Source organism: Hamadaea tsunoensis DSM 44101 (assembly GCF_000428945.1).
Classification (GTDB): domain Bacteria; phylum Actinomycetota; class Actinomycetes; order Mycobacteriales; family Micromonosporaceae; genus Hamadaea; species Hamadaea tsunoensis.
Genome location: NZ_AUAX01000009.1, coordinates 292439 through 316908, shown reverse-complemented (window position 1 = coordinate 316908; position 24470 = coordinate 292439). Strand labels below are relative to the sequence as shown.

Here is a 24470-nt window from a genome sequence, read left to right as displayed (position 1 = left end):
TTCCGTGATGACGTATGACCAGACGCGCGAGCGGGTGCGGACGTTGAGAGCGGATCCTAAGGTTGTCCTCATGCGCCGAGCCGCCCGTCGTACAGCCGCCTTCGCGGCCGCCGCCGTGACCCTTGCCGCGGCAGCCTGCTCGCCGGGTGAACGGGCCGACACGGTCGCCTCCGCGGCGCCGAGCGCGGTGACCGGCTCGGCCAAGCCCGCCGTGGGCTCGGAGAAGGTCCTGGTCGAAGGGCTGGACGTGCCCTGGGGGCTGGCCTTCCTGCCGGACGGGACCGCGCTGGTGACCGAGCGGGACACCCGGAAGGTCAAGGCGATCGCCCCCGACCACTCCGTACGCGAGGTCGCCACGATCGACGAGGCGGACGCGCACGGCGAGGGCGGCCTGCTCGGCATCACCGCCTCCCCGAAGTACGCCGAGGACCACCAGCTGTTCCTCTACTACACGACGGCCGACGACAACCGGATCGCGAAGTGGAAGGTCGGCGAGCGCCCGCAGCCGATCGTCACCGGGATCCCGATCTCGGGCATCCACAACGGCGGACGGCTGGCCTTCGGCCCCGACGGCTACCTGTACGCGGGCACCGGCGACGCGTCCGAGCGCGGTCACTCGCAGGACCGGTCGAGTCTCGGCGGGAAGATCCTGCGGATGACGGCCGACGGCAAGCCCGCGCCGGGCAACCCGTTCGGCGACCTGATCTGGTCGCTCGGCCACCGCAACGTGCAGGGCTTCGCCTGGGACTCCGGCGGCCACATGTGGGCGACGGAGTTCGGCCAGGACACCTGGGACGAGATCAACCGGATCGAGCCCGGCAGGAACTACGGCTGGCCGGTCGTCGAGGGCGCGGCCCACGACTCGCGGTTCGTCGACCCGGTCGTGGCCTGGAACCCCGACGACGCCTCGTGCTCGGGCGCGACCATCGTGAAATCGGTGTTCGTCGCCGCCTGCCTGCGCGGTGAGCGGCTGTGGCTCATCCCGGTCGACGGGGCGACCGGCGGCCTCGCGGGTCAGCCGGTCGCCGCGCTCCAGGGGAAGTATGGCCGACTGCGCCTCGCCCAGCTCGCGCCCGACGGCTCCGTCTGGCTGCTGACCAGCAACCGGGACGGCAGAGGAAGCCCGGCGACGAGCGACGACCGCATTATTCAGGTAAACATGGTTTGATGCGTCGTTTCGTCACGGGCCTGCGAGCCGCCACGTGGCCGCGCGCCGTGGCGCGCGGCCTGTTCCTCGTGGTCGTGACCCTCACCGGCGTCTGGCTGGGCGTCCTGCTCGGCGCGCGGACCACCGCCGACGTCGGCCCGTTCCAGGCCACGCTGGCGGTCACCCCGAGCGTCTACGGCGGCAGCGAGGTGGACATCCCGCCGCTCGGTTCGCTCATGTTCGACACCCACGACGGCCCCGCGCACCTGTCGATCAGCATGCAGTCGCTCGACCGCAGCCGTACCGAGCAGCTCATCACCGACAAGAGCGCGATCAGCAAGGCCAGCGCGCACGCGGTCGACGACATCGCCGACGGCCTCGTCCGGCTCGCGCTGCGGACGATGGCCGTCTCGGTCCTCGCCGCCATGGCCCTCGCCGCCCTGGTCTACCGCCGGATGAGCCGGGTCGCCGTCGCCGGCGGCCTCGCGCTGCTCGTCTCGGCCGGGTCCTTCGGCGTCGCCGCGCTCACCTTCCGGCCGCAGTCCATCTCCGAACCCCGGTACCAGGGCCTGCTGGCCAACGCGCCCGCCGTCGTCGGCGACGCCCGGAAGATCGCGGAGAACTACTCGGCGTACGCCGATCAGCTGCAGAAGCTCGTCACGAACGTGTCGACGCTGTACAGCACCCTGTCCACGCTGCCCGTCTACGACCCGGCGCCGGGGACGGTACGCGTACTGCACATCTCCGACATGCACCTGAATCCGGGGGCATGGACGATCGTCCGGTCGGTCGTGCAGCAGTTCAAGATCGATGTCGTGGTCGACACCGGCGACATCAACGACTGGGGCACGACGATGGAGGAGTCCTACGTGGACTCGATCGGCACGCTCAAGGTGCCCTACATCTACATCCGCGGCAACCACGACTCGGCGGTCACCTCGGCGGCGGTGGCCCGCCAGCCCAACGCCATCGTCCTGGAGAACGGGATCACGACGGTCAAGGGGCTCACCTTCGCCGGGATCGGCGACCCGCGCTTCACCCCGGACAAGGAGGCCCGAGCGGGCGATTCCCTGCTCACCGACAAGACCCTCGACCAGGTACGCGGCGTCGGCGCCCGGCTGGCCGCCACGATCGCGGCGCAGTCGGAGCAGGTCGACATGGCGATGGTCCACGACCCGGTGTCGGCGACGAACCTGGCCGGCTACGCGCCGATCATCCTGGCCGGGCACACGCACGCCCGCTCGGTCGCGTCGCTGACCCCCGTGCCCGGCGCGCCGTCGACGGACCCGAGCCTGCTCATGGTCCAGGGCTCCACCGGCGGTGCGGGCCTGCGCGGACTCGAATCCGGTACGCCGCTGCCGCTCGCGATGTCGGTGCTCTACTTCAACACGCCGACCGGATCGGCCGACGGGACCCGGCCGTCGCTCCAGGCGTACGACGACATCCACGTGGGCGGGACGGGAGTGGCGCAGGTGTTCCTGGAGCGCAAGGTGGCGCCGTTCCTCACCATGCCCGCCCCCACCGACTCCCCCGCCCCGACGGACACCCCGTCCCCCACGCCGTCCACGACCCGCTCCCCGTCCCCGTCGCTGTCCCCCTCATAGCGAAGGTTTCACAGCGACGATCTTGCGCGAATGTACCGGCGTTCCGGGCATATGCCGCGGATTTCGGGACATTCGCGCAAGATCGTCGGGGAGAGATCGGGCCCGAAGGCGGGGAGAGAGTCGGTCAGGAGAGCTTGGAGAGGACCAGCTCGCGGACGGTCTTGGCGTCGGCCTGGCCCTTCGTCGCCTTCATCACCGCGCCGATGAGTACGCCCGCCGCGCCCTGGTTGCCGCCGCGGATCTTCTCGGCGATCTCCGGGTTGGCCGCGATCGCCTCGTCGACCGCGGCCGCGAGCGCGCCGGAGTCGGAGACGACCTCGATGCCGCGCGCCTGCATGACGGCGGCCGGGTCGCCCTCGCCCGCCACGACGCCTTCGAGCACCTGACGGGCCAGCTTGTCGGTGAGCTTGCCGCCGTCGACCAGCTTCTGCAGCTCGGCGACCTGGCGGGGGCTCGCGCCGATCGCGGCCAGCTCGACGCCGGTCTCGTTCGCCTTGCGCGACAGCTCGCCCAGCCACCACTTGCGGGCGGCCTCGGGCGAGGCGCCCTCGGCGATCGTCGTCTCGATCAGCTCGACCGCGCCCGCGTTCACGACGGACTGCATGTCCAGGTCGGACAGGCCCCAGGCAGTCTGCAGGCGCTGGCGGTGCACGCGCGGCAGCTCCGGCAGTGCCGCCTTCAGCTCCGCCACCCAGGCGGCGTCCGGTGCCAGCGGGGCCAGGTCGGGCTCGGGGAAGTAGCGGTAGTCGGTCGCCTCTTCCTTGGACCGGCCGGACGTCGTCTCGCCGGTGTCCTCGTGGAAGTGCCGGGTCTCCTGGATGATCCGGCCGCCGCTGCGCAGTACGCCGGCCTGGCGGATCATCTCCGAGCGGACGGCCCGCTCCACGCTGCGCAGGCTGTTGACGTTCTTCGTCTCGGTACGCGTACCCCAGTCGTCGCCGGGGCGGTTGAGGCTCGTGTTGACGTCGCAACGCAGCGAGCCCTGCTCCATGCGTACGTCGGAGACGCCCAGGGAGCGGATGACGTCCCGCAGTTCGGTGACGTACGCCCGCGCGATCTGCGGTGCCCGCGCGCCCGTGCCCGGCACCGGCTTGGTCACGATCTCGACGAGCGGGATGCCGGCCCGGTTGTAGTCGACCAGCGACTCCGAGGCCCCGTGGATACGCCCGGTCGCGCCGCCGATGTGCAGCGTCTTGCCGGTGTCCTCCTCCAGGTGCACCCGCTCGATGCCGATCCGCACGATCTCGCCGTCGACCTCGATGTCCAGCCAGCCGTCGCTGCACAGCGGCTCGTCGTACTGGCTGATCTGGTAGTTCTTCGGCATGTCCGGGTAGAAGTAGTTCTTCCGGGCGAACCTGCACCAGCTCGCGATCGAGCAGTTCAGGGCCAGCCCGATCCGGATCGTCGCCTCGATGGCGGCCTTGTTGGCCACCGGCAGGCTCCCCGGCAGGCCCAGGCAGACCGGGCAGACGTGGGTGTTCGGCTCACCACCGAACTCGGTCGGGCAACCGCAGAACATCTTGGTCCGCGTACCCAGCTCGACGTGCGTCTCCAAGCCGATGACCGGCTCGAACTCCTCGGTCACATCGTCGTACGCAGGCGGTGCGACAGTCGTCATCCGGCTCGCTCCTCGAATCGCGCCAAACTACCCGACCAGGGTAGTCCGCGCCCCTTCGCGGCCCGCGACCGGGTTTTCCACAGCCGCCGACCGGGCCGCCGGACGCCCCTAGTAGCGTTAAGGGGTGGCTGATCACCCGTACCGTGCTGGTTTCGCCTGCTTTGTAGGCCGCCCCAATGCCGGCAAGTCGACGCTCACCAACGCCATCATCGGGCAGAAGATCGCCATCACCTCGAACAAACCCCAGACCACCAGGCACATCATCCGCGGCGTGCTGCACCGGCCCGACGCCCAGCTCGTGCTCGTCGACACTCCCGGCCTGCACCGCCCGCGTACGCTGCTGGGCGAGCGCCTGAACGACCTCGTCCGCACGACCTGGTCCGAGACCGACGTGATCGGACTGTGCATCCCGGCCGACGAGCAGGTGGGCAAGGGTGACAAGTTCATCACCGCCGAGATCGCCGAGCTGAAGGCCAAGGTCGTCGCGGTCGTGACCAAGACCGACCTGGTCGGCAAGCAGGCGCTGGCGGAGCAGCTGCTCGCGGTCAGCCAGCTCGGCGACTTCGCCGACGTCGTGCCCGTCAGCGCGGTACGCAACAACCAGCTCGACGTCCTCGTCGACGTGATGATCGGCTACCTGCCGAAGTCGCCGCAGCTCTACCCGGACGACATGCTCACCGACGAGCCGGAGCACGTGCTGATCGCCGAGATGATCCGCGAAGCCGCCCTGGAAGGCGTCCGCGACGAGCTCCCCCACTCCATCGCGGTGCTCGTCGAGGAGATCCAGCCCGAGGAGCGGCTGACCCGGATCTTCGCCGACGTCTACGTCGAGCGGCCGAGCCAGAAGGCGATCGTCATCGGGGCGGGCGGCAGCCGGCTGAAGGAGATCGGCGCCCGGGCGCGTACGCACATCGAGGACCTGGTCGGCACCAAGGTCTACCTCGACCTGCACGTACGCGTCGCCAAGGAGTGGCAGCGCGATCCGAAGCTGCTGCGCCGCCTCGGATTCTGAGCGCCCTATTCCGAGCGCCCCTATTCTGGGCGGCTCTACTCGGCGGCGTAGACGGCGAACGGCGTACCGGTCGCGTCGGACAGGTACACCGGGGCCTGCTGGGCGACGTCGCGTACCGCCCGGGCCGCGGCGTCGTCGAGGGTGCTCGCCTCGGTGACGAGCGCCGCCGCCTCCAGGGTCGCCGCGCCGGCCGCCACCGCCGCGGCCACCGCCAGTTGCAGGGCCCCCAGCGAGAACGAGGGCAGGGTGACGGTCACGCCGGTGTAGGTGCGGCCGTCGCCGTCGCGTACCGCCGCTCCTTCGAGGGCCGCGACGCGGGCGCGGGCCGAGCGGGCCAGCGTGATCAGCTTGGTGTCCTCTGCGGACAGTGCGGCCGGGGCCGGTGCCAGCTCAGGCATCCTGCAGCTCCTTCTCGGGCGTGACGAGCACGGTGTCGATACGGTTGCGGCGGCCGGTGACGCCCTCCGCGGTGAGGGTGAGACCGCCGACGCTGGCGCTCGCCCCCGGGATCGGTACGCGTCCCAGCGCCTGAGCGAGCAGGCCGGAGACGGTCTCGACCTCGTCGGCGGGCAGCTCGACGTCGAAGATCTCGCCGAGGTCCTCCACCGGCAGGCGGGCCGAGACGCGCACCGCGCCGTCCGCGAGGTGCTCGATCGGCGGACGCTCCACGTCGTACTCGTCGGTGATCTCGCCGACGATCTCCTCCAGGATGTCCTCGATCGCGATCAGCCCGGCCGTGCCACCGTACTCGTCGATCACGATCGCCATGTGCGTACGCGCCGCCTGCATCTCGGAGAGCAGGTCGTCGACCGGCTTGGACTCGGGGATGAAGACGGCCTCGCGCATGACCCGGGCGACGGTGGTGCTCTCCTCGTAGCCGCCGGTCAGCGAGCGGGCGAGATCCTTCAGATAGGCGACGCCGAGGACGTCGTCCACCGACTCGCCGATCACCGGGATCCGGGAGAAGCCGGAGCGCAGCGCGAGTTGCAGGGCCTGGCGCAGGCTCTTCCCGCTCTCGATCCACACCATCTCGGTACGCGGCACCATGACCTCGCGGGCGATGGTGTCGCCGAGCGCGAAGACGGAGTGGATCATCTGGCGCTCGCCGTGCTCCACGACACCCCGCTGCTCGGCGAGGTCGACCAGTTCCCGCAGCTCCACCTGGGTCGCGAAAGGACCCTCGCGGAACCCCTTGCCGGGCGTCAGCACGTTACCGAGCACGATGAGCAGCCGGGTCAGCGGGCCGAGCGCGCGGCTGAGCCAGAGCACCACCGGCGCGGCGTACCGGCCGACGCGGTAGGGGTACTGGCGGCCGATCGTCCTGGGCGCGACGCCCACGACGACGAAGAAGATCACGGTCATCACGAGCGCCGTGAACAGCGCACCCCACCCGGTGGTGAAGGAGTCCACCGCGACCAGCGTGACCATCACCGTCGCGGTCAGCTCGCAGGCCATCCGCAGCAGGAGCAGCAGGTTCAGGTGGCGTACGACGTCGGTGGCGAGGACCTGCAATGTCGCGGCCCCGCGTTCGCCCTCCTTGGCCATCTCACCGGCGCGGGCCGGGGACACGGCGCTGAGGGCGGCCTCGGTCATGGCGATGAAACCGGCGACGACCACGAGTGCGGCCGCCGTCCACAGCAGCGGTCCGTCGCTCATCCGGCGGCGCGCCCCCGCCAGCTCGACAGCAGCTTGGACTGCAGGCCGAACATCTCCTTCTCCTCCTCCGGCTCCGCGTGATCGAAGCCCAGCAGATGCAGTACGCCGTGAACGGTCAGCATCTGCAGTTCGTTGCCGATGGTGTAGTCGGGCGACGGGACCGGCTCGGGTGCGCCGGGCAGCCGCATGCGCGGGTCGTCGGAGCCGAACTGGGTCGCCTGCCGGGAGGCGACCTCCGGGCACAGCACGATGTCGCCGAGCAGGGCGGGCTCGGCCCGGCCGTCGGCCGGGCCGTGATCGATCGTCTCCTCGTCCATCGGGAACGCGAGCACGTCGGTCGGGCCGTCGCCGCCCATCCAGCGATGGTTCAGCTCGGTCATGTAGTCGACGTCGACCAGCAGCACCGACAGCTCGGCGAGCGGGTTGACGCCCATCTCGTCGAGGGCGTGGCGGGCGACGGCGACGATCTCGTCGGCGTCGACGTCGACACCGGACTCATTGGCGATCTCGATGGACATGTCGCTCATTTTCCCTCGTGCCGTCGCGGCCGCCGACGCCGGGCGGTCGCGACGACGTTCGTCACCGGCGGCGGCCGGCGCGGCGCGGCTGCAGGTTGTGCGGCAACTGCGTCGCCTGCTGGTCGGCGTCCCAGCGCTCGTACGCGTCGACGATCTCCCCGACGAGCCGGTGCCGCACGACGTCGGCGCTGGTCAGCTGGGAGAAGTGGACGTCCTCGACGCCTTCGAGGATGTCCCGGACGACCCGTAGGCCGCTGGACGTGCCACCGGGCAGGTCGACCTGGGTCACGTCGCCGGTGACGACGATCTTCGAGCCGAAGCCGAGCCGGGTCAGGAACATCTTCATCTGCTCGGGCGTGGTGTTCTGCGCCTCGTCGAGGATGATGAAGGCGTCGTTGAGCGTGCGCCCCCGCATGTACGCCAGCGGCGCGACCTCGATCGTGCCCTGGGTCATGAGCCGCGGGATGGACTCGGGGTCGATCATGTCGTGCAGCGCGTCGTAGAGCGGCCGCAGGTACGGGTCGATCTTCTCGTTGAGCGTGCCGGGCAGGAAGCCCAGCCGCTCGCCGGCCTCGACCGCCGGGCGGGTCAGGATGATCCGGGTGACCTCCTTGGCCTGCAGCGCCTGCACGGCCTTCGCCATCGCCAGGTAGGTCTTGCCGGTACCGGCCGGGCCGATCCCGAACACGATCGTGTTGGCGTCGATGGCGTCGACGTAGCGCTTCTGCCCGACCGTCTTGGGCCGGATCGTGCGGCCGCGCCGCGACAGGATGTTGAGGGTCAGCACCTCGGCCGGGCGCTCGGACTCACCCGAGGTGAGCATGCCGATGCTGCGGCGTACGACGTCTTCGCTCAGTGTCTCGCCCTTCTCGATCAGCTCCAGCAGCTCGGTGAAGACACGCTCCGCGAGGGCGTTCTCGGCCGGCGGGCCGGAGATCGTGATCTCATTTCCCCGGACCAGCACGTCACTGGCGAGGGAACGCTCCAACAGGCGGAGGATGCCGTCACCCGCACCCAGGAGCTTGACCATCACATGGGGGTCGCTGACCGTGAGCTTCGTCTGCACCCGATCGGTGCCCGCGCTCGCCTGGTCCGACGGCGTCTTGCTTCCAATCGTCTCGGTCATGGGCCGGCCGGCTGGCCTGATGCACCTGCTCCCTCTGCTGGCGTCCGGATCTTGTTCCGGGCGGCGTGCTCAATGTTACCGTCGCCCGCCACCGTTATTCGCTGTTGATCTTCGCGGACCTCGCGCGCCCCAAGATCCCGCTTGGATCACGGTTGCCACCCGAATCTTGGCCCATGATTCGGGTGATTTCCCTGATCCAAACGGGATCTTGGCGGCGAAAAGGTGCCCTAGGGCTGGCCGTCGAAGGTTTCCTGGTGGCGGGTGAACCGGTAGGTCGCCCAGTGCATCCGCGTGACGACGCCCGCCGCGTCGCGGTGCAGGCGCAGCTTCTCGCCCACCTCGCGGCCGGAGATTCCGCGCAGGACATCCGGTTCGTCCGTCGGTGCGAAGACCGCCGCGGGCGCGTCCGGCGACTCCTCGGCGCCGCGGGCGCACAGGTGCCCGCGCTCCCACCGGAAGACGTACTCGGAGCCCTCACCCCACCAGCGTCCGAGCACCGTACGCAGACCGTCCGGGGCCGGCGCGGCGGGCGTCCAGGGCGCGATGTCCATCGGATCGTCGCGTAGGGCCTGGTCGATCAGTTCGTGCAGGAACGGGAAGATCGCGTCCGCGGTACCCGACGCGGCGAGCACGGCCGCGCCGACGCCGCCGGGGTTGCCCGGTCCCCCGGTACGCCCGCAGACCTGGGCGAGGAAGCCCGGCATCGCTCCGCTGTGCCCGACATGCAGTACGCGTTCCGCCCGCGGCCACACCATCAGCCCGAGTCCGAGGCTCGACGTCCAGACGGCCTCGTCCCGCGGGGTCAGCGGCCAGCGCATCTCCTCCAGGGTCGCGGCGGCGAGCACCCGGCCGGCCGGGTCGATGGAGGCCGGGTCGGCGAGGAAGGCGCCCCACGTGGCCATCTCCGCGGCGGTGGACCAGAGCTGTGCGGCCGGCCCGAACACGCCGAAGTCGGTCGGCGGCTCCACCCGGGCGTGGTCGGAGTACGGGTCGACCAGATATCCCAGAGTGCTCAGCTCGTCCCGTTCCGGCCCGGTACGCACGAACCCGAGCGGCTTCGCGATCTTGTCGGCCAGCAGCTCGGCCCAGGTGGCGTCGTGCAGCTTGGCGACCAGCTGGCCGAGCAGCGCGTACGCGAGGTTGGAGTAGTGGAACCGCCGGGACTGCGGGTAGAGCGCCTCGGCGTCGGCCACGTCGGCGAGGAACCGCTCCAGCCCCGGGACGGCGAGCGTGTCCCACACGTCGCCGTGCGGCTCCCGCTGCAGGCCGGACGTGTGCGACAGCAGCCGCCGGACGGTCAGCTCGCCGTGCAGCGGCAGGCCCAGGTGCTTGCCGATCGGGTCGTCGAGGTCCAGCAGGCCGGCGTCCCGCGCCTGGAGCACCAGGACGGCCGTGAACGTCTTCGTCACCGAGCCGATGCGCAGCCGCGACTCGGCGGACAGCGGGGTCGGCGTACCGGATTCGCCGATCTCACACGTCCACAGGGGACGGTCGTTGCGGCGTACGGCGACCGTGACGGCGGGAATCCGGGCGGTGGCCTGGAGGGTCTGGACGCTGCGGCGGCGAGAGTCGATCACCGGCCGACCATAGCCCCCAGCGGTCGTCCGCCCAAGACGTGGGCGTGCGCGTGGGCGACTTCCATCCCGCTGTCCGGTCCGGTGTTGAACAGGACGCGGAATCCGGATTCCGCCAGGCCCTCGGCGGCCGCCACCGCACCGGCCACGGCCAGCACCGCGCCGGCCAGCCCCGGGTCGGCGGCCGCCATCGCCGCGACGTCGTCGTGGTGCGCCTTCGGGATCACCAGCACGTGCACGGGCGCCTTCGGGTTGATGTCGCGGAAGGCCAGCACGTCGTCGGTTTCGTGGACCCTGGTCGACGGGATCTCGCCCGCGACGATCCGGCAGAACAAGCAGTCGGTCACGGAGAAGGAATCTACCAACGTCCCAGGCGGACATTGAGAACGCTGATCGCCGCCACTCCGGCCGTCGACGTACGCAGGACTTCCTCGCCGAGGCGTACCGGGAGGGCGCCGGCCGCGACGAGAGCGGCCAGCTCCTCGTCGGAGATGCCGCCCTCGGGACCGATGACGAGCAGGAGGTCGCCGGCAGCCGGCAGGGTCGCCTGCGACAGGCGTACATCCGCCTCCTCGTGCAGGACGAAGGCGCCGGCGGCCCGCGCGCACAGCGCCCTGGTGGAGACGTCGGGGTCGCCGCCCACGGCCGGGACGAACGGCCGGCGGGCCTGCTTGGCCGCCTCACGCGCGGTGGCCGCCCATTTCTCGCGGGACTTGTGGCCGCGCTCGGCACGCCACTGGACGACGCTGCGCGAGGCCGCCCACGGCAGGATCTCGTCGACGCCCGCCTCGGTCATGGCCTGGACGGCGAGTTCGCCCCGGTCGCCCTTGGCGATGCCCTGCGCGACGACGAGCCGCGGCGACGGCGGGTCGAGCCGGGCCGACGTGGTGACCGCGAGGTCGAGGCGGCCCTTGCCGGCACCGGCGACGGTGGCGGTGGCGACACCGCCGGCACCGTCACTCAGCAGCAGCTCCGATCCCGGGCGCACCCGCTGCACATCGGCGGCGTGATGCCCCTCGGGACCGTCCAGGACGAACGGGCCGACGCCGGGCAGGGCGTCGACCAGAAACAGCGGCCTGCTCACGGACGGAACAACTCAGTGGCCGTTGAAGGCGTTGCGGAGGCTGTTGAAGAAGCCGCCCTGCTTGGCCAGCTCCGCCATCTCCTCGCCGCGCGTCTTGGCGAACTCGCGCAGCATGCGCTCCTGATCGGCGTCGAGCTTGGTCGGCGTACGCACGTCCAGGTGCACGAACAGGTCACCGCGAGCCGTCCCGCGCAGGTGCGGTACGCCCCGGCCCTTGATCCGGATCGTGGCGCCGGGCTGGGTGCCGGCCTTGACGTCGACCTGCTCCTCGGTGTCGAGGGTCTTGATGGTCAGCCGGGTGCCCAGAGCCGCCGCCGTCATCGGGACGGTCACCTTGCAGTGCAGGTCGTTGCCCTTGCGGGCGAAGACGTCGTGCGGCCGCTCGTGGATCTCGACGTACAGGTCGCCGGGCTGGCCGCCGCCGGGGCCGACCTCGCCCTGCTGGGCCAGGCGGATGCGCATGCCGTCCTCGACACCCGCCGGGATCTTGACGGTCAGCGTCCGGCGCGTACGCACCCGGCCCTCGCCGCCGCACGTCGCGCACGGGTGCGGGATGGTGGTGCCGTAGCCCTGGCACGCCGAGCACGGGCGGGCCGAGACGACCTGGCCGAGGAAGGTGCGCTGGACCGACTGGACCTCGCCCTTGCCGTGGCAGATGTCGCAGGTCTGCGGGTGCGTGCCGGGTGCGGTGCCGGCGCCGGAACACGTCGAGCAGAGCACCGCCGTGTCCACGGTCAGCGGCGCCTCGACGCCGAACGCGGTCTCCTGCAGCTCGAGGTCGAGCCGGATGATCGCGTCGGCCCCCGGGCGTACGCGCGGCCGCGGTCCCCGTGCGGTCGTGCCGCCGAAGAAGGCGTCCATGATGTCCTGGAACCCGACGAAGGGCCCGCCCGCGCCGCCCGGACCCATCCCGCCGCCGCCCGGGGCGAGCGGGTCGCCGCCGAGGTCGACGATCTGCCGCTTCTGATCGTCCGAGAGGACCTCGTACGCGGCGTTGATGTCCTTGAACTTCTCTTGCGCGTCCGGGTCCGGGTTGACGTCGGGGTGGTATTGGCGCGCCAGCTTGCGATAGGCGCGCTTGATGTCGTCCGCCGTGGCGTCCCGGGGAACCCCGAGAATGCCGTAGTAGTCCTTGGCCACGTGATCCTCTGTCAGTCTCAACTCTGCGCCAGCACGTCGCCGACGTACCGGGCGACCGCCCGGACCGTCGCGATCGTGCCCGGATAATCCATCCGCGTCGGACCCAGCACGCCGAGTCCCCCCACGATCTGCCCACCCGGACCATATCCGGCGGTCACCACCGAGGTGGCACGCAGATCGACGAATTCATTCTCGTCACCGATGCGTACGCGCGGCGAGTCAGACTGCTCGCCGATCAGCTTCAGCAGGATGACCTCTTCTTCCAGCGCCTCCAGCACCGGCCGCAGCGAGCCGGCGAAGTCCAGCACACCGCCCCGGGTCAGATTCGCCGTACCGGCCAGCATCAGCCGCTCGTCGTGCCGGTCGGCCAGCGTCTCCAGCAGCACGGTGGCCAGCGTCGTCATCGCCGGGCGCAGCTCCTCGGTGGCCTCGTCCACCAGGGCCTGGACCAGCGGCGGCGTATTCGCGAGCCGCTCGCCGGCCAGCTTGCTGTTGAGCAGCCGGCGCAGCTCCAGCACGTCGTCGGCCGGCAGCGTGCCCGGTATGTCGACCTGCCGCTGCTCGACCCGGCCGGTGTCGGTGATCATCACCAGCATGAGCCGGGTGGTCGACAGCGGCACGAGTTCGAGGTGGCGCACCGAGGACCGGGTCAGCGACGGGTACTGCACGACGGCGACCTGCCGGGTCAGCTGCGCGAGCAGCCGGACCGTGCGATGCACCACGTCGTCGAGGTCGACCGCGCCGAGCAGGAAGCGCTCGATCGCCCGGCGCTCGGCCGGCGAGAGCGGCTTGATCTTGGAAAGCCGGTCGACGAACAGCCGGTAGCCGGCGTCGGTGGGCACCCGCCCCGCGCTGGTGTGCGGCTGGCGGATGTAGCCCTCCTCCTCCAGCACGGCCATGTCGTTGCGGACCGTGGCCGGCGACACGCCGAGGGCGTGCCGCTCGACGAGCGCCTTGCTGCCGACGGGCTCCTGGGTGGCGACGTAGTCCTCGACGATGGCGCGCAGCACGTCCAGTTTGCGATCGTCCAGCGCCACCGCGCACCTCCCATCCTCGCCGCCGTCTTCCCCGCCGGTCCGATCCGGGGCGAACCCCGGCCGGACCTGCCCGGCTTGGGCAAGTTTGGCACTCGGGACCGGGGAGTGCCAGTCTACAGTTTCACCGGCGCCTCGTCGAAGGAGCCGATGTCGGTCAGGCGTTCGGCCGATCACCACTCGACCGTGGTGTGAAGAACCGCAGGCCATGGGCGTGTGCGTCGGGAATATCCCGGCATCCGCTCGGGTGTGTCCTCTGGCGCGTATTGATCCGTAGGCTTACCGTGTCGCGCATGAGTGAAACCCCCACCCCGCCGGGGTCGTCCGAGCCCGAGCCGCCGGCCGCCCCTCAGTTCGACGCACCGCCGCCGCCCCCGCCGGGCGGCTACGCGCAGGCGCCGGTCACCGGCCAGGTCGCGCCCGCCGGCTACGCCAGCCAGGAAGAGAAGACGTGGGCGCTGGTCGCTCACATCGGTGGCGCGGCCGCGGCAGTCATCTCCGGTGGCTGGCTCGGCTGGGTGCCGCCGCTGGTCGCGATGCTCGTCAAGGGCAACGAGTCGCCGACCGTCCGGGCGCACGCCGTCGCGGCCCTGAACTTCCAGGGCCTGTGGACCGTCGTCGCGGTGCTGAGCTACGTGCTCTTCTGCGCGTTCATCGGCTTCCTGACGCTGCCGATCGCGATCATCATCGCCGCGATCTTCGGTGTCATCGCGGGTATCAAGGCGAACGAGGGCGTGCTGTACCGCTACCCGCTCTCGGTGAATGTGATCAAGTAAGCAGGTCGCGGATCACGGCATCCGCGAGCAGTCGGCCGCGCAAGGTGAGCACGGCGCGGCCGGCTGCGTACTCATGGGGGTCGAGCAGTCCGTCGGCGAGCGCGGTCCGCGCCGCCGGCGGTCCTCCGTCCCGCAGGTCCGCCAGTGCGATCCCGGACGCCAGCCGCAGGCGCAGCATCACGTCCTCCACGTAGCGGTCCTCGCCGGTGAGCAGCTCGCGGCCCGCGCCCGGCGACACACCCTCCGCGATCAGCTTCGCGTAGTGGGCCGGCCGCTTCACGTTCCACCACCGCACCCCGCCGACGTGCGAGTGCGCCCCGGGGCCGATCCCCCACCAGTCGCCGCCCGTCCAGTACAGCAGGTTGTGGGCACAGCGCGCCGCGTCGTCGGCGGCCCAGTTCGACACCTCGTACCAGTGCAGGCCGGCCGCGTCGAGGGCGGTCTCCGCGGCCAGGTAGCGGTCCGCCGCCACGTCGTCGCTGGGCATCGGCACCTCACCCCGCCGGACCCGGCCGGCCAGCCTCGTCCCCTCCTCCACGATCAGGGAGTACGCGGAGACATGGTCGACTCCTGCGGCTACCGCGGCGGCGAGCGACCGGTCGAAGTCGGCCGCGGTCTCGCCCGGCGTGCCGTAGATCAGGTCGAGGTTGACGTGCTCGAATCCCGCCGCGCGGGCTTCCTGGGCGGCTTCGGCGGCCCGGCCCGGAGTGTGCCGCCGTTCCAGGAGCCGGAGCACGTGCGGGGCGGTCGACTGCATGCCGAGCGAGATCCGGGTGAACCCCGCTTCCCGCAGAGTCTTCAGCGAGGCGGGGTTCACCGACTCGGGGTTGGCCTCCGTGGTCACCTCGGCGTCCGGGGCCAGCCCCCAGGCGTCGTCGATCGCCGCCAGCAGCCGGGCGAGGTCACCGGGCGGCAGCAGGGTCGGCGTACCACCGCCGACGAAGACGGTCCGCACGGGGCGGTCGGTACCGAGGACGCGCCGCGCGAACGCGATCTCGGCCAGCGCGGCCGTCACGTAGTCGGTCTGGTCGAGCCCGGACTCCGTCGGCGTGTACGTGTTGAAGTCGCAGTACCCGCACCGGCTGGCGCAGAACGGCACGTGCAGGTAGACGCCGAAGGGCCGGTCGGCCGCGCCGTCGAGGGCCGAACCGGGGAGTTCACCGGTGGGCGGCATGGGTTCACCGTCGGGCAGGGTCGCGGGCACGTTCCCCAGTCTGCCGTACTGAACGTTCCTTTAGGCTGCGGCCATGGCTCTCATCCAGTCCGCGTACGCGCAGGGCGTGGCGACGCTCACGCTCGACAGCCCGGCCAACCGCAACGCGCTCTCCCAGCAGCTGATGTCGGAGCTGCTGGCGGCCCTGGACCAGGCGGCCGCCGACGACTCCGTACGCCTCGTCGAACTCCGCCACACCGGAACCGTCTTCTGTTCCGGGGCGGATCTCAAGGAGACCCAGGCCGCCACCGGTGACGGGATGCCGGTGAGCCGCCTCGGCGACATCCTGCGGGCGATCGCCGAGCATCCGAAACCGGTGCTGGCCGTCGTCGGCGGCCCGGCCCGGGCGGGCGGCCTCGGCCTGATCGCGGCGGCCGACGTGGCGGTCTGCTCGGCCGACGCGCACTTCGCCTTCACCGAGGTACGCATCGGCGTCGTCCCGGCCGTGATCTCGGCCGTCGTCCTGTCCCGGATCACCAGCCGGGCGGCCGCCGAACTGTTCCTCACCGGCGACGTGTTCGGCGGCGTACGCGCGGCCGAGATCGGGCTCGTGACGAAGTGCGTACCGGCCGGGGAACTGGAGGAGACCGCCCGCGCGTACGCCGAATCCCTGGTCCTGGGTGGTCCGGAGGCGATGCGGGCGACGAAGCTGCTGCTGCGCGAGCGGCCGCAGGGCGACGCTCAGCTGGCCGCCTTGTCGGTGCACCACTTCACGTCGGCCGAGGGTCGCGAGGGTGTGGCCGCGGCCCGGGAGAAGCGGCGTCCGGCCTGGTTGACCGGGATCGGCGGCTGAGAGTACTCGCTGGAGCAGGGTGAATCTGGATATGGTGTGGGCGTGAAGGCACGGGTGATCGTCGGCGGACTCGTGGTCGTGCTGCTCGCGGCCTTCGCGCTCTACCTCGCCGGCCGCTCCGGCCCGAAGCGGCCCTTCGGCCTGCCGCCCAAGCTCGGCTGTGAGGTCACCAGCCCGGCCGGGAGCGTCTCGCTGGACCTGACCCAGATGGCCAACGCCGCCACCGTCACCGCGGTCGGGCAGAGCCGCAAGGTGCCCGCCCGCGGCGTCGTGGTCGCGCTGGCGACCGCGTTGCAGGAGTCCAAGCTGGAGAACCTGTCCGGCGGGGACCGCGACTCGCTGGGCCTGTTCCAGCAACGGCCGAGCCAGGGCTGGGGCACCGCGGAGCAGATCTCCGACCCGCGGTACGCCGCCAAGAAGTTCTACACCGCCCTGGTGAAGGTCAAGGGCTGGCAGGCGATGCGGGTCACCGAGGCCGCCCAGAAGGTGCAGCGCTCGGCGTACCCGAACGCGTACGAGAAGTGGGCCGACGAGGCGCAGACGATCGCCGACGCCCTGCTCGGCCACGCCCCGGCGGCCGTGGTCTGCACCGTGCCGGAGGCGTCGTCCTCGCCCGTCGGCGGTCCGGCCGTCTCCGCGCTCGCCGAGAGCATGCGGCTGGACTACGGCACCTCCTTCGTGCTGCAGGTCGACGACCAGGCCAAGGCGGTCCGCGTACCGGCGACGGCGGCCACGCAGGGCTGGGCGTACGCGCACTGGCTCGTGTCCCGCGCGGCCGACCACGGGGTCGCCCGGGTGGCCTTCGCCGGGCGTGAGTGGACTGCGCAGACGGGTTCCTGGAACGACCTGCCCTCGGCGGATCCGACGCAGGTCGTGGCGAGCGTCGCCTGACCAGCTGGTTTTCGGCCCGATTCTGTCCGATTCATCACCCTGCGGTCGGGTCGGGCGGATCTCGGTCACGCGGCGCTCGGGGACGCGAGTTACCATCGCCTTCTTGTGCCGGCCGAGGCACGGGCCACCCTCGTGGGCAGCATCCCCGCCGCCCCCAAGCCCCGCTCCGCGCCGACCGTCCCGACCGCTGACCACCACCCTAGGGGAGGACATGGCGAACCCGAACTACTACGGCGATCTCACCGGCTATGAGCCGATCAGCGAGGTCGACCGCAAGGAGTTCCATGAGCAGGGCTTCTTGCTGCTGCGCAACGTGCTGACCGAGGAGCACCGGGCGGCCCTCGAAGCCGCCGTCGACCGCGTGTACGCGGAGGAGGTGGCGGCCGGCAACGACAAGAACGGCACCGTCCACCTGCTGGGCTTCCTCAACCGCGACGAGCTCTTCGGCGACCTGCTCACCCACCCGAAGGTGCTGCCCTACATGTGGGGCCTGGCGGGCTGGAACATCTACTCCCACCACAACCACCTGGACGTCACCCCGCCGGCCAAGGAGCCGGAGAAGCCCTACTGGGGCTGGCACCAGGACGGGTACCGGCAGAACTCCGACCCGGAGACGATGGACCCGAACCTGCCGCGGCCGATGTTCTCGCTGAAGATCGCGTACGTGCTGAGCGACCTGTCGGAGACCGGCCGGGGTGCCACCAAGGTCATCCCGGGCAGCCACCTGAAGAACTCGCTGAGCCGCCCGGCGGACCTGACGGTGCACAACCCGGACCCCGAGGGCACCGTGGAGATCACGGCCAACCCGGGCGACGCGTTCATCTTCGACCGCCGCCAGTGGCACTCCCGCTCGACGAACCTGTCGACGATCACGCGCAAGATGCTGTTCATCGGGTACACGTACCGGTGGATCCGGCACCTCGACGCGATCGACTTCGACCCCAACGGCGAGTGGTACGCCAACCGCACCCCGGTCCAGCGCCAGCTGCTCGGCGAGGCTCCGCACTCGGCGAACTACTGGGGCATCAACTGGGACGGCTACGTCGACGACGAGATCCCGCTGCGCAAGGAGCTCAAGGAGCGCGGCCAGCTCGACCGCAGCATCCCCTGGCTCCGCTAGGAAGTACGCATGAAGAAAGGCCCCGGGGCGCGTACCCCGGGGCCTTTCGCGTACGCCTCACTCGTAGGTGACGCCACCCGCGTCGCAGCCGCCCAGCACGTTGGCCGGGCTGTCGATCGCCGGGGAGAGCCCGACGAGCGAGAAGAGCGAGTCCGACGCGCAGGCCTGCAACGGCAGCACGTTCAGGCCCACGTTCGACAGCAGCGGGATCACGGCGGGGTTGGCCCGCTTGGTGATCGAGATGCGGCTGTTGTCGCAACCGCCGATGACGGTGGTCGGCGAGTTGAGACCGGCCGCGACACCGAGGCCCATGACCGCGGTCGAGCCGCAGACCTGCCACGGCAGTGCGTGCACGGCGCTGCCGCTGAGCACCGAGATCAGGCTCTTGGGGCCGGTCGCGTCCGCGCCGCCGGTGATGTGCGTCTGCGCGTTGGTGCAGTCGCCGGTCACCGTGGCGGGCGAGGACGAGGCCACCGTGGCGCCGACACCGGCGACCACGTTGGAGCCGCAGACCTGCCAGGGCAGCGCGTCGACGTCGCTGTCGTCCAGGATCGAGATCAGTCCGGGTACGCCGTCCTGCTTGAGCTGGACGTGAGAGTTGGAACAGTCGCCGATGACGGTGTTCGGCGTGCCCTGGCTCGCCGCGCCGCCGACGCCGGCGACGGCGGTCGAACCGCAGACCTGCCAGGGTGCGGCCATCACGGAGGAGCCGGCGCCGATCGAGATCAGCGGCTGGAACCCCGAGCCACCGATCTTGGCCGGTGCGTCCTTGTCCAGCCCGAGCCCGAGCGCGCCGCCGAGGGTCGAGCCCAGATCGGCCGGGCCCGCCGGGGCCGACCGCTGTACGCCCGCCGCCGGAGTCGCGTCGGTGGCGGTGCGGACGGCGCCGTCGTCGTGGGAGACGGGCGGACCGTACGGCGCGGCCGCGGCGGGAGCGCCGAAGGCCGCCACCGTCGCGAGCGCGCCCACGGCGACCGCCCCCACCTTCCTCACCTGCATGGTCACTCCTTGTGGTGCCAAGAGTCCTCGCGGACGAATTGGTTCAAATCGGTATAGACACTGCAATTGAGGTAACGACCCGTCGCAGATCTCGTTACCCGCACAAGCAGGCGGGGCGAGTCCGAGACCCGCCCCGCCCCCTGTTTTCTCCGACAGCCGTCGAGCCGTCCGCCACCACCGGTACGCCGGTGGCGTACGCGGAACTAGTCGATGATCGTGTCGGCGTTGTGGCAGCCGCCGAAGACCGTGTTCGGGGACTGGACCGACGCGTTGAGGCCGACGCCCGCGACGGTGTTCGAGCCGCAGACCTGCCACGGGGCCACGTTGATCGACGAGTTGTCGAGCACCGAGATCACCGCGGTCGGGTCGTCCTGCGTGATGTGCACGGTCGCGTTGCGGCAGTCGCCGAACACCGTGTTCGGCGATCCGCTGGAGATGACGCCGCCGACACCCCAGACCGCGGTGCCGCCGCAGGCCTGCCAGCTGGCGACCTGGGCCGCGCTGCCGCTGCCGACGGAGACCAGCGACTGCGGCTCCAGGTCCCACGGCGAGCCCCAGTCGCCCATGGACTTGGGCGCCGCGGCGTTGTGGCTGACGGCGTGCTTGGCCGCCAGCATGTTGTTCTTCTTGGCCATGAACGACGCCCGGACCACGTCGGTCTGGTTGCCGCCGACGCCGGCCAGCTTGTTGGCCAGACGCTGCCGCTTCGCGGCCATCTTGGCGGCCTTGAGCTGCTGCTTCTGCGCCGGGGTGAGCTTGACCTTCGCGGTCGCGACGGTCGCGCTCTCGGTGTAGTTGTCACCCGGGCCCGCGATGACGATGTTCGAGTTGTCACAGCCGCCCAGCATGGTGTGCGGCGCCTGGATCGCGATCGTGCCGGCGATGCCGCCACCGACCGCGGAGCCGCACGCCTGCCACGACGCCACCGCGATCGCGGAGTCGTTCAGGGCGCCGATGACCGGCTTGGTGGTGTCCTGCTTCAGCCAGATGTTCGCGTTGGTGCAGCCGTCCAGAACGGTGTCGGGCGAGCTCGCGTTGAGCGTGACACCCACGCCGGCGACCGCGTCCGAACCGCAGATCTGCCAGGCGGCGGCGTTGGCCACCGAGCCCGTGCCGACCACGGCCAGCGCCTGCTGCGGGCCACCCCACGGGGAGCCCCAGCCGTCACGGGCGATCGAGGTGCCCAGGAACTGCCCGCCGACCTCACGCATCGTCTGCGCCTTGGCCTCGGGGGCGGTGTTGCCAACGGCGGCGGAGGCGGGAGCACCGATCACCGCGACGGTCGCGAGCGCGCCAAAGGCGACAGCCCCGGCCTTCTTCATCTGCATTGTCACTCCTTGTGCACATAGGTCCGCTTCATCCCGGGCAATTCGGGCGAAAGCGGCAAACACTGCACTTGGGGTAACGATGGGTCCTGCCGGGCGTTACTCGGTCGGCTGATCTTTTCTACAAAGGAGAGCGACCGCGTCGGCCAGCGCCCGGTCCATCGTGGAAAACGCCATCCCCGGCGGCTCCACCAGCGAAAACCACGCCATCTCGGTGGCCTCGGCCGGATCGAGCACGACCGGCGCATCCGGCGGCAGGGTGGCGAACCAGAAACAGTCGAGCACCGGCAACGGCTCGTCCTGGAACAGGTAGGTGCCGATGTACATGCCGACGAAGCCGCCGAGGCGTACCTCGACGCCGAGTTCCTCCACGCCCTCGCGTACGGCCGCGGCGGCGGGCTCCTCCCAGCCGTCGCAGAACCCGCCCGGCGTCTCCCACAACCCGATCTGCGGCTCCCGGGCCCGGCGCACCGCCAGGAACTCCCCCCGGTCGTTGGTCACGATCAGGCTCGCGGTGGGTCGCGCGTTCACATACGTCTCGTACGCGCAGGCGGCACACCTGACCGGCGGCGCCCCGGGGAGCGGGGCGCCGCAACGCGTACAGAAGACGGTCACTTCTTGGACTTGCCGGCGTCGCCCGCGCTGTCGGAGGTGGACAGCGCGGCGATGAAGGCCTCCTGGGGGACCTCGACGCGGCCGACCATCTTCATCCGCTTCTTGCCTTCCTTCTGCTTCTCCAGCAGCTTGCGCTTCCGGCTGATGTCACCGCCGTAGCACTTGGCGAGCACGTCCTTGCGGATCGCCCGGATGGTCTCGCGGGCGATGATCCGAGACCCGATCGCGGCCTGGATCGGCACCTCGAACTGCTGGCGCGGGATCAGCTTCTGCAGCTTCGCGGCGATCGTCGTGCCGTAGTTGTACGCCTTGTCCTTGTGCACGATCGCACTGAAAGCGTCGACGGTCTCGCCCTGCAGGAGGATGTCCACCTTGACCAGCTCGGCCGCCTGCTCGCCGGCGGGCTCGTAGTCCAGCGACGCATACCCCTTGGTACGCGACTTCAGCTGGTCGAAGAAGTCGAAGATGATCTCGCCGAGGGGCAGCGTGTAACGCAGCTCGACACGGTCGGCCGACAGGTAGTCCATACCGAGCAGGACACCGCGGCGGCCCTGGCAGAGCTCCATGATCGTGCCGACGTAGTCGTTGGGCGCCAGCACCGTCACGCGGGCGGTCGGCTCGTAGACCTCGGCGACCTTCCCCACCGGGTACTCGCTGGGGTTGGTGACGACGACCTCCTTGCCGTCGTCCATCACCACGCGGTACACCACGTTCGGCGCGGTCGCGATGAGGTCGAGGCCGAACTCGCGCTCGAGGCGCTCCTGGATGATCTCCAGGTGCAGCAGGCCGAGGAAGCCGCAGCGGAAGCCGAAGCCGAGCGCCGCCGACGACTCCGGCTCGTAGACCAGCGCCGCGTCGTTGAGTTTCAGCTTGTCCAGGGCCTCACGCAGGTCCGGGTAGTCCGAGCCGTCGATCGGGTACAACCCCGAGTAGACCATCGGCTTCGGGTCCTTGTACCCGCCCAGGGACTCGGCCGCCGGCCGCGTGTTGATCGTGACCGTGTCGCCGACGCGGGACTGGCGTACGTCCTTCACACCGGTGATCAGGTAGCCGACCTCGCCCACGCCGAGCGCGCCCGACTTCACCGGCTCCGGCGAGATGACGCCCAGCTCCAGCAGCTCGTGGACGGCTCCGGTGGACATCATCTTGATCCGGTCACGGGCCGAGATGTGGCCGTCGACGACCCGGACGTAGGTGACCACCCCGCGGTAGATGTCGTAGACCGAGTCGAAGATCATGGCGCGGGCCGGCGCCTGGGCGTCCCCGACGGGCGCGGGCAGCCGCCGCACGATCTCGTCCAGCAGGTGCGGTACGCCGACTCCCGTCTTCCCCGAGACCTTCAGCACTTCCTCAGGCAGGCAGCCGACGAGGTTCGCGAGCTCCTCGGCGTACTTCTCGGGCTGGGCGGCCGGCAGGTCGATCTTGTTCAGCACCGGGATGATGGTGAGGTCGTTCTCCATCGCCAGGTACAGGTTGGCCAGCGTCTGCGCCTCGATGCCCTGGGCGGCGTCCACCAGCAGCACGGCACCTTCGCAGGCGGCGAGGCTGCGCGAGACCTCGTACGTGAAGTCGACGTGCCCCGGGGTGTCGATCATGTTGAGCACGGCCCCGTCACCGGCGCGCTCGCCCTCACGGATCGTCCACGGCATGCGGACGGCCTGCGACTTGATGGTGATGCCGCGCTCCCGCTCGATGTCCATGCGGTCGAGGTACTGGGCGCGCATCTGCCGCGGGTCCACCACCTCGGTCAGCTGCAGCATCCGGTCGGCCAGGGTCGATTTACCGTGGTCAATGTGAGCGATGATGCAGAAGTTGCGGATGGCACCGGAATCGGTGGCACCGGGCTGGTTCACACCGGGCGTCGCAGGCACGGACAGTCCGTTTCGTCGGGAAGAAGGGCGGGCTGCGGTCGCAGCTCGCCTCCTATGATCCCATGCCCGGCGGATCGCTCTTCCGACAGCGGCAACCCCGGCCGAATCGGCGGGCGTCCCCCTCGGGTTCCTCGGAGTTGCGTTGGCGCGCCCGGGGCTCTCGCCGCCTCCTCAGCAGCCCCCTCCGGGGGCAGCGGCCCTCGTCAGCAGCGGCAGCCCTCGTTCTTGGGCCAGCCGAGGAACAGGGCCGACAGCCGGGGCAGCCGGTGGCGCATCGCGGCGTCGTCGTCGAAGTCCCAGCGCTCCCCCGCGAGCTCCCGCTCCGCCTGAGCGGCACCGGTGGCCTCGGCGACCGCCGTGGCGACGAGCTCCGCGTAGAGCGCGCTGTCGTCGTCCCAGTCCGCCGCCTCGGCGACGATCGGGTGCCCGGCCAGCATGTCCGGATCGGCGAGGGCTCGGGTGTGCCATTCTTCGCCCGCCGCGATCAGGCCCGCCCGGAAGTCCGCGAAACCCGCAAGATCACAGCCGCCGCCGATCAGGTACGCCGCCCCGAACAGGTCCCACCGGCAGGCCGCGGCGTCGACTAGGACGAAGTGCTCCCCGAAGGCCGCGCGACGCTCGGCGGACAGATCGTCCAACCGCAGCCGCAGGGCTTTCGCCAGCGTCGCGCCGTCCTCGCCGTAGGCGCCGTCGACATCGGCCCGGGCCGCCGCGAGGATGCTCCAGAATTCGCTCAGCTCCACACTTCACACTAACCGCCGGCAGAGAAATGAGTCGCGGCGTCCCATCCTCGCCGGCCCGGCACGCGTACCGGCGTGATCACCGACACCGGCGGGTGGTTCATCGCACGGAGCTGCCGCTAGACTGAGCGTGACATCGGCGGAGTCGGTGGCGGCCCGTTTTGGCCCCGCCCACCCCGACCTGGTAACCTGGCACGTCGCGGCCGTCACCGGCCTGTGCAATGAATCCGAACCCGAGAAGAGCAGGACGAGGCTGTCGCGTGGCGAACATCAAGTCCCAGATCAAGCGCAACCGCCAGAACGAGAAGGCCCGGCTGCGCAACAAGTCGGTCAAGTCGTCGCTGAAGACCGCGGTCCGCAAGTTCCACGAGGCGACCGAGGCCGGCGACACCGAGAAGGCCACCGAGCTGCTGCGCGCCGCGTCGCGCCAGCTGGACAAGGCCGTCAGCAAGGGCGTCATCCACAAGAACCAGGCGGCGAACCGCAAGTCGTCGATCGCCAAGCGCCTGGGCGCCGTTTCCGCCTGACGCATCACGCGAATCAGCCCGCGCCGGTATGGCGGCGGGCTTTTTCGCGTTGTGGGATCCGGATCGTTGTGGGATCCGGATCGTCGC

At 70.6% G+C, this 24470-nt stretch carries 24 protein-coding genes; 8 read left to right on the top strand and 16 right to left on the bottom strand.

Annotated elements, in window-relative coordinates:
- The first annotated feature begins 70 nt into the window (after positions 1 to 70).
- A complete protein-coding gene (locus G401_RS0119285; protein ID WP_034592170.1) occupies positions 71 to 1168 on the top strand; it encodes a PQQ-dependent sugar dehydrogenase in 1098 nt (365 codons plus the stop codon).
- Positions 1168 to 2751, top strand: coding sequence for a metallophosphoesterase family protein (locus tag G401_RS46815; protein ID WP_064741798.1), 1584 nt, complete (start codon positions 1168 to 1170; stop codon positions 2749 to 2751). The genes G401_RS0119285 and G401_RS46815 overlap by 1 nt, the downstream gene beginning before the upstream one ends.
- Positions 2752 to 2875: 124 nt before the next feature.
- Here the strand turns inward: G401_RS46815 and gatB are convergent, their stop codons facing one another.
- Positions 2876 to 4369, bottom strand: a complete 1494-nt coding sequence (gene gatB, locus G401_RS0119275; RefSeq protein WP_027343799.1) for an Asp-tRNA(Asn)/Glu-tRNA(Gln) amidotransferase subunit GatB — start codon at positions 4367 to 4369, stop codon at positions 2876 to 2878.
- 124 nt (positions 4370 to 4493) lie between these two features.
- On the opposite strand from gatB, the gene era reads away from it, so the two are divergent.
- Positions 4494 to 5381 carry a GTPase Era gene (era, locus tag G401_RS0119270; RefSeq protein ID WP_027343798.1) on the top strand — a complete coding sequence of 296 codons (888 nt, stop codon included), beginning with the start codon at positions 4494 to 4496 and terminating at the stop codon, positions 5379 to 5381.
- Between the two features lie 35 nt (positions 5382 to 5416).
- Here the strand turns inward: era and G401_RS0119265 are convergent, their stop codons facing one another.
- The 9 genes from G401_RS0119265 to hrcA all read right to left on the bottom strand — a co-directional run bounded on the left by G401_RS0119265 (position 5417) and on the right by hrcA (position 13516).
- Positions 5417 to 5779, bottom strand: a complete 363-nt coding sequence (locus G401_RS0119265; protein ID WP_027343797.1) for a hypothetical protein — start codon at positions 5777 to 5779, stop codon at positions 5417 to 5419.
- Entirely contained in the window at positions 5772 to 7037 is a 1266-nt protein-coding gene (locus tag G401_RS46810; protein WP_051366847.1) for a hemolysin family protein, read from the bottom strand. Before G401_RS46810 ends, G401_RS0119265 begins: the two co-directional genes overlap by 8 nt.
- Positions 7034 to 7555: an rRNA maturation RNase YbeY gene (ybeY, locus tag G401_RS0119255; RefSeq protein ID WP_027343796.1), complete on the bottom strand. Its 522-nt coding sequence runs from the start codon at positions 7553 to 7555 to the stop codon at positions 7034 to 7036. The genes G401_RS46810 and ybeY overlap by 4 nt, the downstream gene beginning before the upstream one ends.
- A gap of 61 nt (positions 7556 to 7616) precedes the next feature.
- The gene (locus tag G401_RS0119250) at positions 7617 to 8681 is read right to left on the bottom strand and encodes a PhoH family protein (protein WP_051366846.1); all 1065 of its coding nucleotides are present in this window, start codon (positions 8679 to 8681) and stop codon (positions 7617 to 7619) included.
- A gap of 227 nt (positions 8682 to 8908) precedes the next feature.
- On the bottom strand, positions 8909 to 10258 hold the full coding sequence (locus G401_RS0119245; protein WP_027343794.1) for a serine hydrolase domain-containing protein: 1350 nt from the start codon (positions 10256 to 10258) through the stop codon (positions 8909 to 8911).
- Complete coding sequence (locus tag G401_RS0119240) at positions 10255 to 10602, bottom strand: HIT domain-containing protein (protein WP_084557344.1); 348 nt, start codon at positions 10600 to 10602, stop codon at positions 10255 to 10257. The genes G401_RS0119245 and G401_RS0119240 overlap by 4 nt, the downstream gene beginning before the upstream one ends.
- 11 nt (positions 10603 to 10613) lie before the next feature.
- Complete coding sequence (locus G401_RS0119235; RefSeq protein WP_027343792.1) at positions 10614 to 11339, bottom strand: 16S rRNA (uracil(1498)-N(3))-methyltransferase; 726 nt, start codon at positions 11337 to 11339, stop codon at positions 10614 to 10616.
- Positions 11340 to 11351: 12 nt separating this feature from the next.
- Positions 11352 to 12479 carry a molecular chaperone DnaJ gene (gene dnaJ / locus G401_RS0119230; RefSeq protein ID WP_027343791.1) on the bottom strand — a complete coding sequence of 376 codons (1128 nt, stop codon included), beginning with the start codon at positions 12477 to 12479 and terminating at the stop codon, positions 11352 to 11354.
- 17 nt (positions 12480 to 12496) lie between these two features.
- On the bottom strand, positions 12497 to 13516 hold the full coding sequence (gene hrcA / locus G401_RS0119225) for a heat-inducible transcriptional repressor HrcA (RefSeq protein WP_027343790.1): 1020 nt from the start codon (positions 13514 to 13516) through the stop codon (positions 12497 to 12499).
- A gap of 290 nt (positions 13517 to 13806) precedes the next feature.
- Between hrcA and G401_RS46805 the strand changes: the two genes are divergently transcribed.
- The gene (locus G401_RS46805) at positions 13807 to 14289 is read left to right on the top strand and encodes a DUF4870 domain-containing protein (protein ID WP_051366845.1); all 483 of its coding nucleotides are present in this window, start codon (positions 13807 to 13809) and stop codon (positions 14287 to 14289) included.
- Here G401_RS46805 and hemW read toward each other — a convergent pair.
- On the bottom strand, positions 14282 to 15463 hold the full coding sequence (hemW, locus tag G401_RS0119215; RefSeq protein WP_051366865.1) for a radical SAM family heme chaperone HemW: 1182 nt from the start codon (positions 15461 to 15463) through the stop codon (positions 14282 to 14284). The genes G401_RS46805 and hemW overlap by 8 nt on opposite strands.
- A 73-nt stretch (positions 15464 to 15536) precedes the next feature.
- Between hemW and G401_RS0119210 the strand changes: the two genes are divergently transcribed.
- The 3 genes from G401_RS0119210 (at position 15537) to G401_RS0119200 (ending at position 18306) form a co-directional block, all read left to right on the top strand.
- Positions 15537 to 16295 (top strand): enoyl-CoA hydratase-related protein, encoded by a 759-nt coding sequence (locus G401_RS0119210; RefSeq protein ID WP_027343788.1) that lies wholly within the window; start codon positions 15537 to 15539, stop codon positions 16293 to 16295.
- A 36-nt stretch (positions 16296 to 16331) separates the two neighbouring features.
- On the top strand, positions 16332 to 17186 hold the full coding sequence (locus G401_RS0119205; protein WP_027343787.1) for a hypothetical protein: 855 nt from the start codon (positions 16332 to 16334) through the stop codon (positions 17184 to 17186).
- 211 nt (positions 17187 to 17397) lie between these two features.
- Positions 17398 to 18306, top strand: a complete 909-nt coding sequence (locus G401_RS0119200; protein ID WP_027343786.1) for a phytanoyl-CoA dioxygenase family protein — start codon at positions 17398 to 17400, stop codon at positions 18304 to 18306.
- A gap of 57 nt (positions 18307 to 18363) precedes the next feature.
- Here G401_RS0119200 and G401_RS0119195 read toward each other — a convergent pair whose 3' ends face one another.
- The 5 genes from G401_RS0119195 to G401_RS0119175 all read right to left on the bottom strand — a co-directional run bounded on the left by G401_RS0119195 (position 18364) and on the right by G401_RS0119175 (position 23859).
- Entirely contained in the window at positions 18364 to 19305 is a 942-nt protein-coding gene (locus G401_RS0119195) for a hypothetical protein (RefSeq protein WP_027343785.1), read from the bottom strand.
- 203 nt (positions 19306 to 19508) lie between these two features.
- Positions 19509 to 20633: a hypothetical protein gene (locus tag G401_RS0119190; protein WP_027343784.1), complete on the bottom strand. Its 1125-nt coding sequence runs from the start codon at positions 20631 to 20633 to the stop codon at positions 19509 to 19511.
- A 96-nt stretch (positions 20634 to 20729) separates the two neighbouring features.
- Positions 20730 to 21161, bottom strand: a complete 432-nt coding sequence (locus G401_RS46800) for an NUDIX hydrolase (protein WP_051366844.1) — start codon at positions 21159 to 21161, stop codon at positions 20730 to 20732.
- An 80-nt stretch (positions 21162 to 21241) separates the two neighbouring features.
- Entirely contained in the window at positions 21242 to 23116 is a 1875-nt protein-coding gene (gene lepA, locus G401_RS0119180; RefSeq protein WP_027343783.1) for a translation elongation factor 4, read from the bottom strand.
- A gap of 203 nt (positions 23117 to 23319) precedes the next feature.
- On the bottom strand, positions 23320 to 23859 hold the full coding sequence (locus G401_RS0119175; protein ID WP_027343782.1) for a DUF4240 domain-containing protein: 540 nt from the start codon (positions 23857 to 23859) through the stop codon (positions 23320 to 23322).
- A gap of 257 nt (positions 23860 to 24116) precedes the next feature.
- Between G401_RS0119175 and rpsT the strand changes: the two genes are divergently transcribed.
- Entirely contained in the window at positions 24117 to 24383 is a 267-nt protein-coding gene (gene rpsT, locus G401_RS0119170; RefSeq protein ID WP_027343781.1) for a 30S ribosomal protein S20, read from the top strand.
- The last annotated feature ends 87 nt before the right edge of the window (positions 24384 to 24470 follow it).

Bases quoted from the DNA above. Each gene is read 5' to 3' on its own strand.
- G401_RS0119285 (WP_034592170.1), top strand. From the start codon at position 71: ATGCGCCGAGCCGCCCGTCGTACAGCCGCCTTCGCGGCCGCCGCCGTG.
- G401_RS46815 (WP_064741798.1), top strand. From the start codon at position 1,168: ATGCGTCGTTTCGTCACGGGCCTGCGAGCCGCCACGTGGCCGCGCGCC.
- gatB (WP_027343799.1), bottom strand. From the start codon at position 4,369: ATGACGACTGTCGCACCGCCTGCGTACGACGATGTGACCGAGGAGTTC.
- G401_RS0119265 (WP_027343797.1), bottom strand. From the start codon at position 5,779: ATGCCTGAGCTGGCACCGGCCCCGGCCGCACTGTCCGCAGAGGACACC.
- G401_RS46810 (WP_051366847.1), bottom strand. From the start codon at position 7,037: ATGAGCGACGGACCGCTGCTGTGGACGGCGGCCGCACTCGTGGTCGTC.
- ybeY (WP_027343796.1), bottom strand. From the start codon at position 7,555: ATGTCCATCGAGATCGCCAATGAGTCCGGTGTCGACGTCGACGCCGAC.
- G401_RS0119250 (WP_051366846.1), bottom strand. From the start codon at position 8,681: ATGACCGAGACGATTGGAAGCAAGACGCCGTCGGACCAGGCGAGCGCG.
- G401_RS46805 (WP_051366845.1), top strand. From the start codon at position 13,807: ATGAGTGAAACCCCCACCCCGCCGGGGTCGTCCGAGCCCGAGCCGCCG.
- hemW (WP_051366865.1), bottom strand. From the start codon at position 15,463: ATGCCGCCCACCGGTGAACTCCCCGGTTCGGCCCTCGACGGCGCGGCC.
- G401_RS0119210 (WP_027343788.1), top strand. From the start codon at position 15,537: ATGGCTCTCATCCAGTCCGCGTACGCGCAGGGCGTGGCGACGCTCACG.
- G401_RS0119200 (WP_027343786.1), top strand. From the start codon at position 17,398: ATGGCGAACCCGAACTACTACGGCGATCTCACCGGCTATGAGCCGATC.
- G401_RS0119195 (WP_027343785.1), bottom strand. From the start codon at position 19,305: ATGCAGGTGAGGAAGGTGGGGGCGGTCGCCGTGGGCGCGCTCGCGACG.
- G401_RS0119190 (WP_027343784.1), bottom strand. From the start codon at position 20,633: ATGCAGATGAAGAAGGCCGGGGCTGTCGCCTTTGGCGCGCTCGCGACC.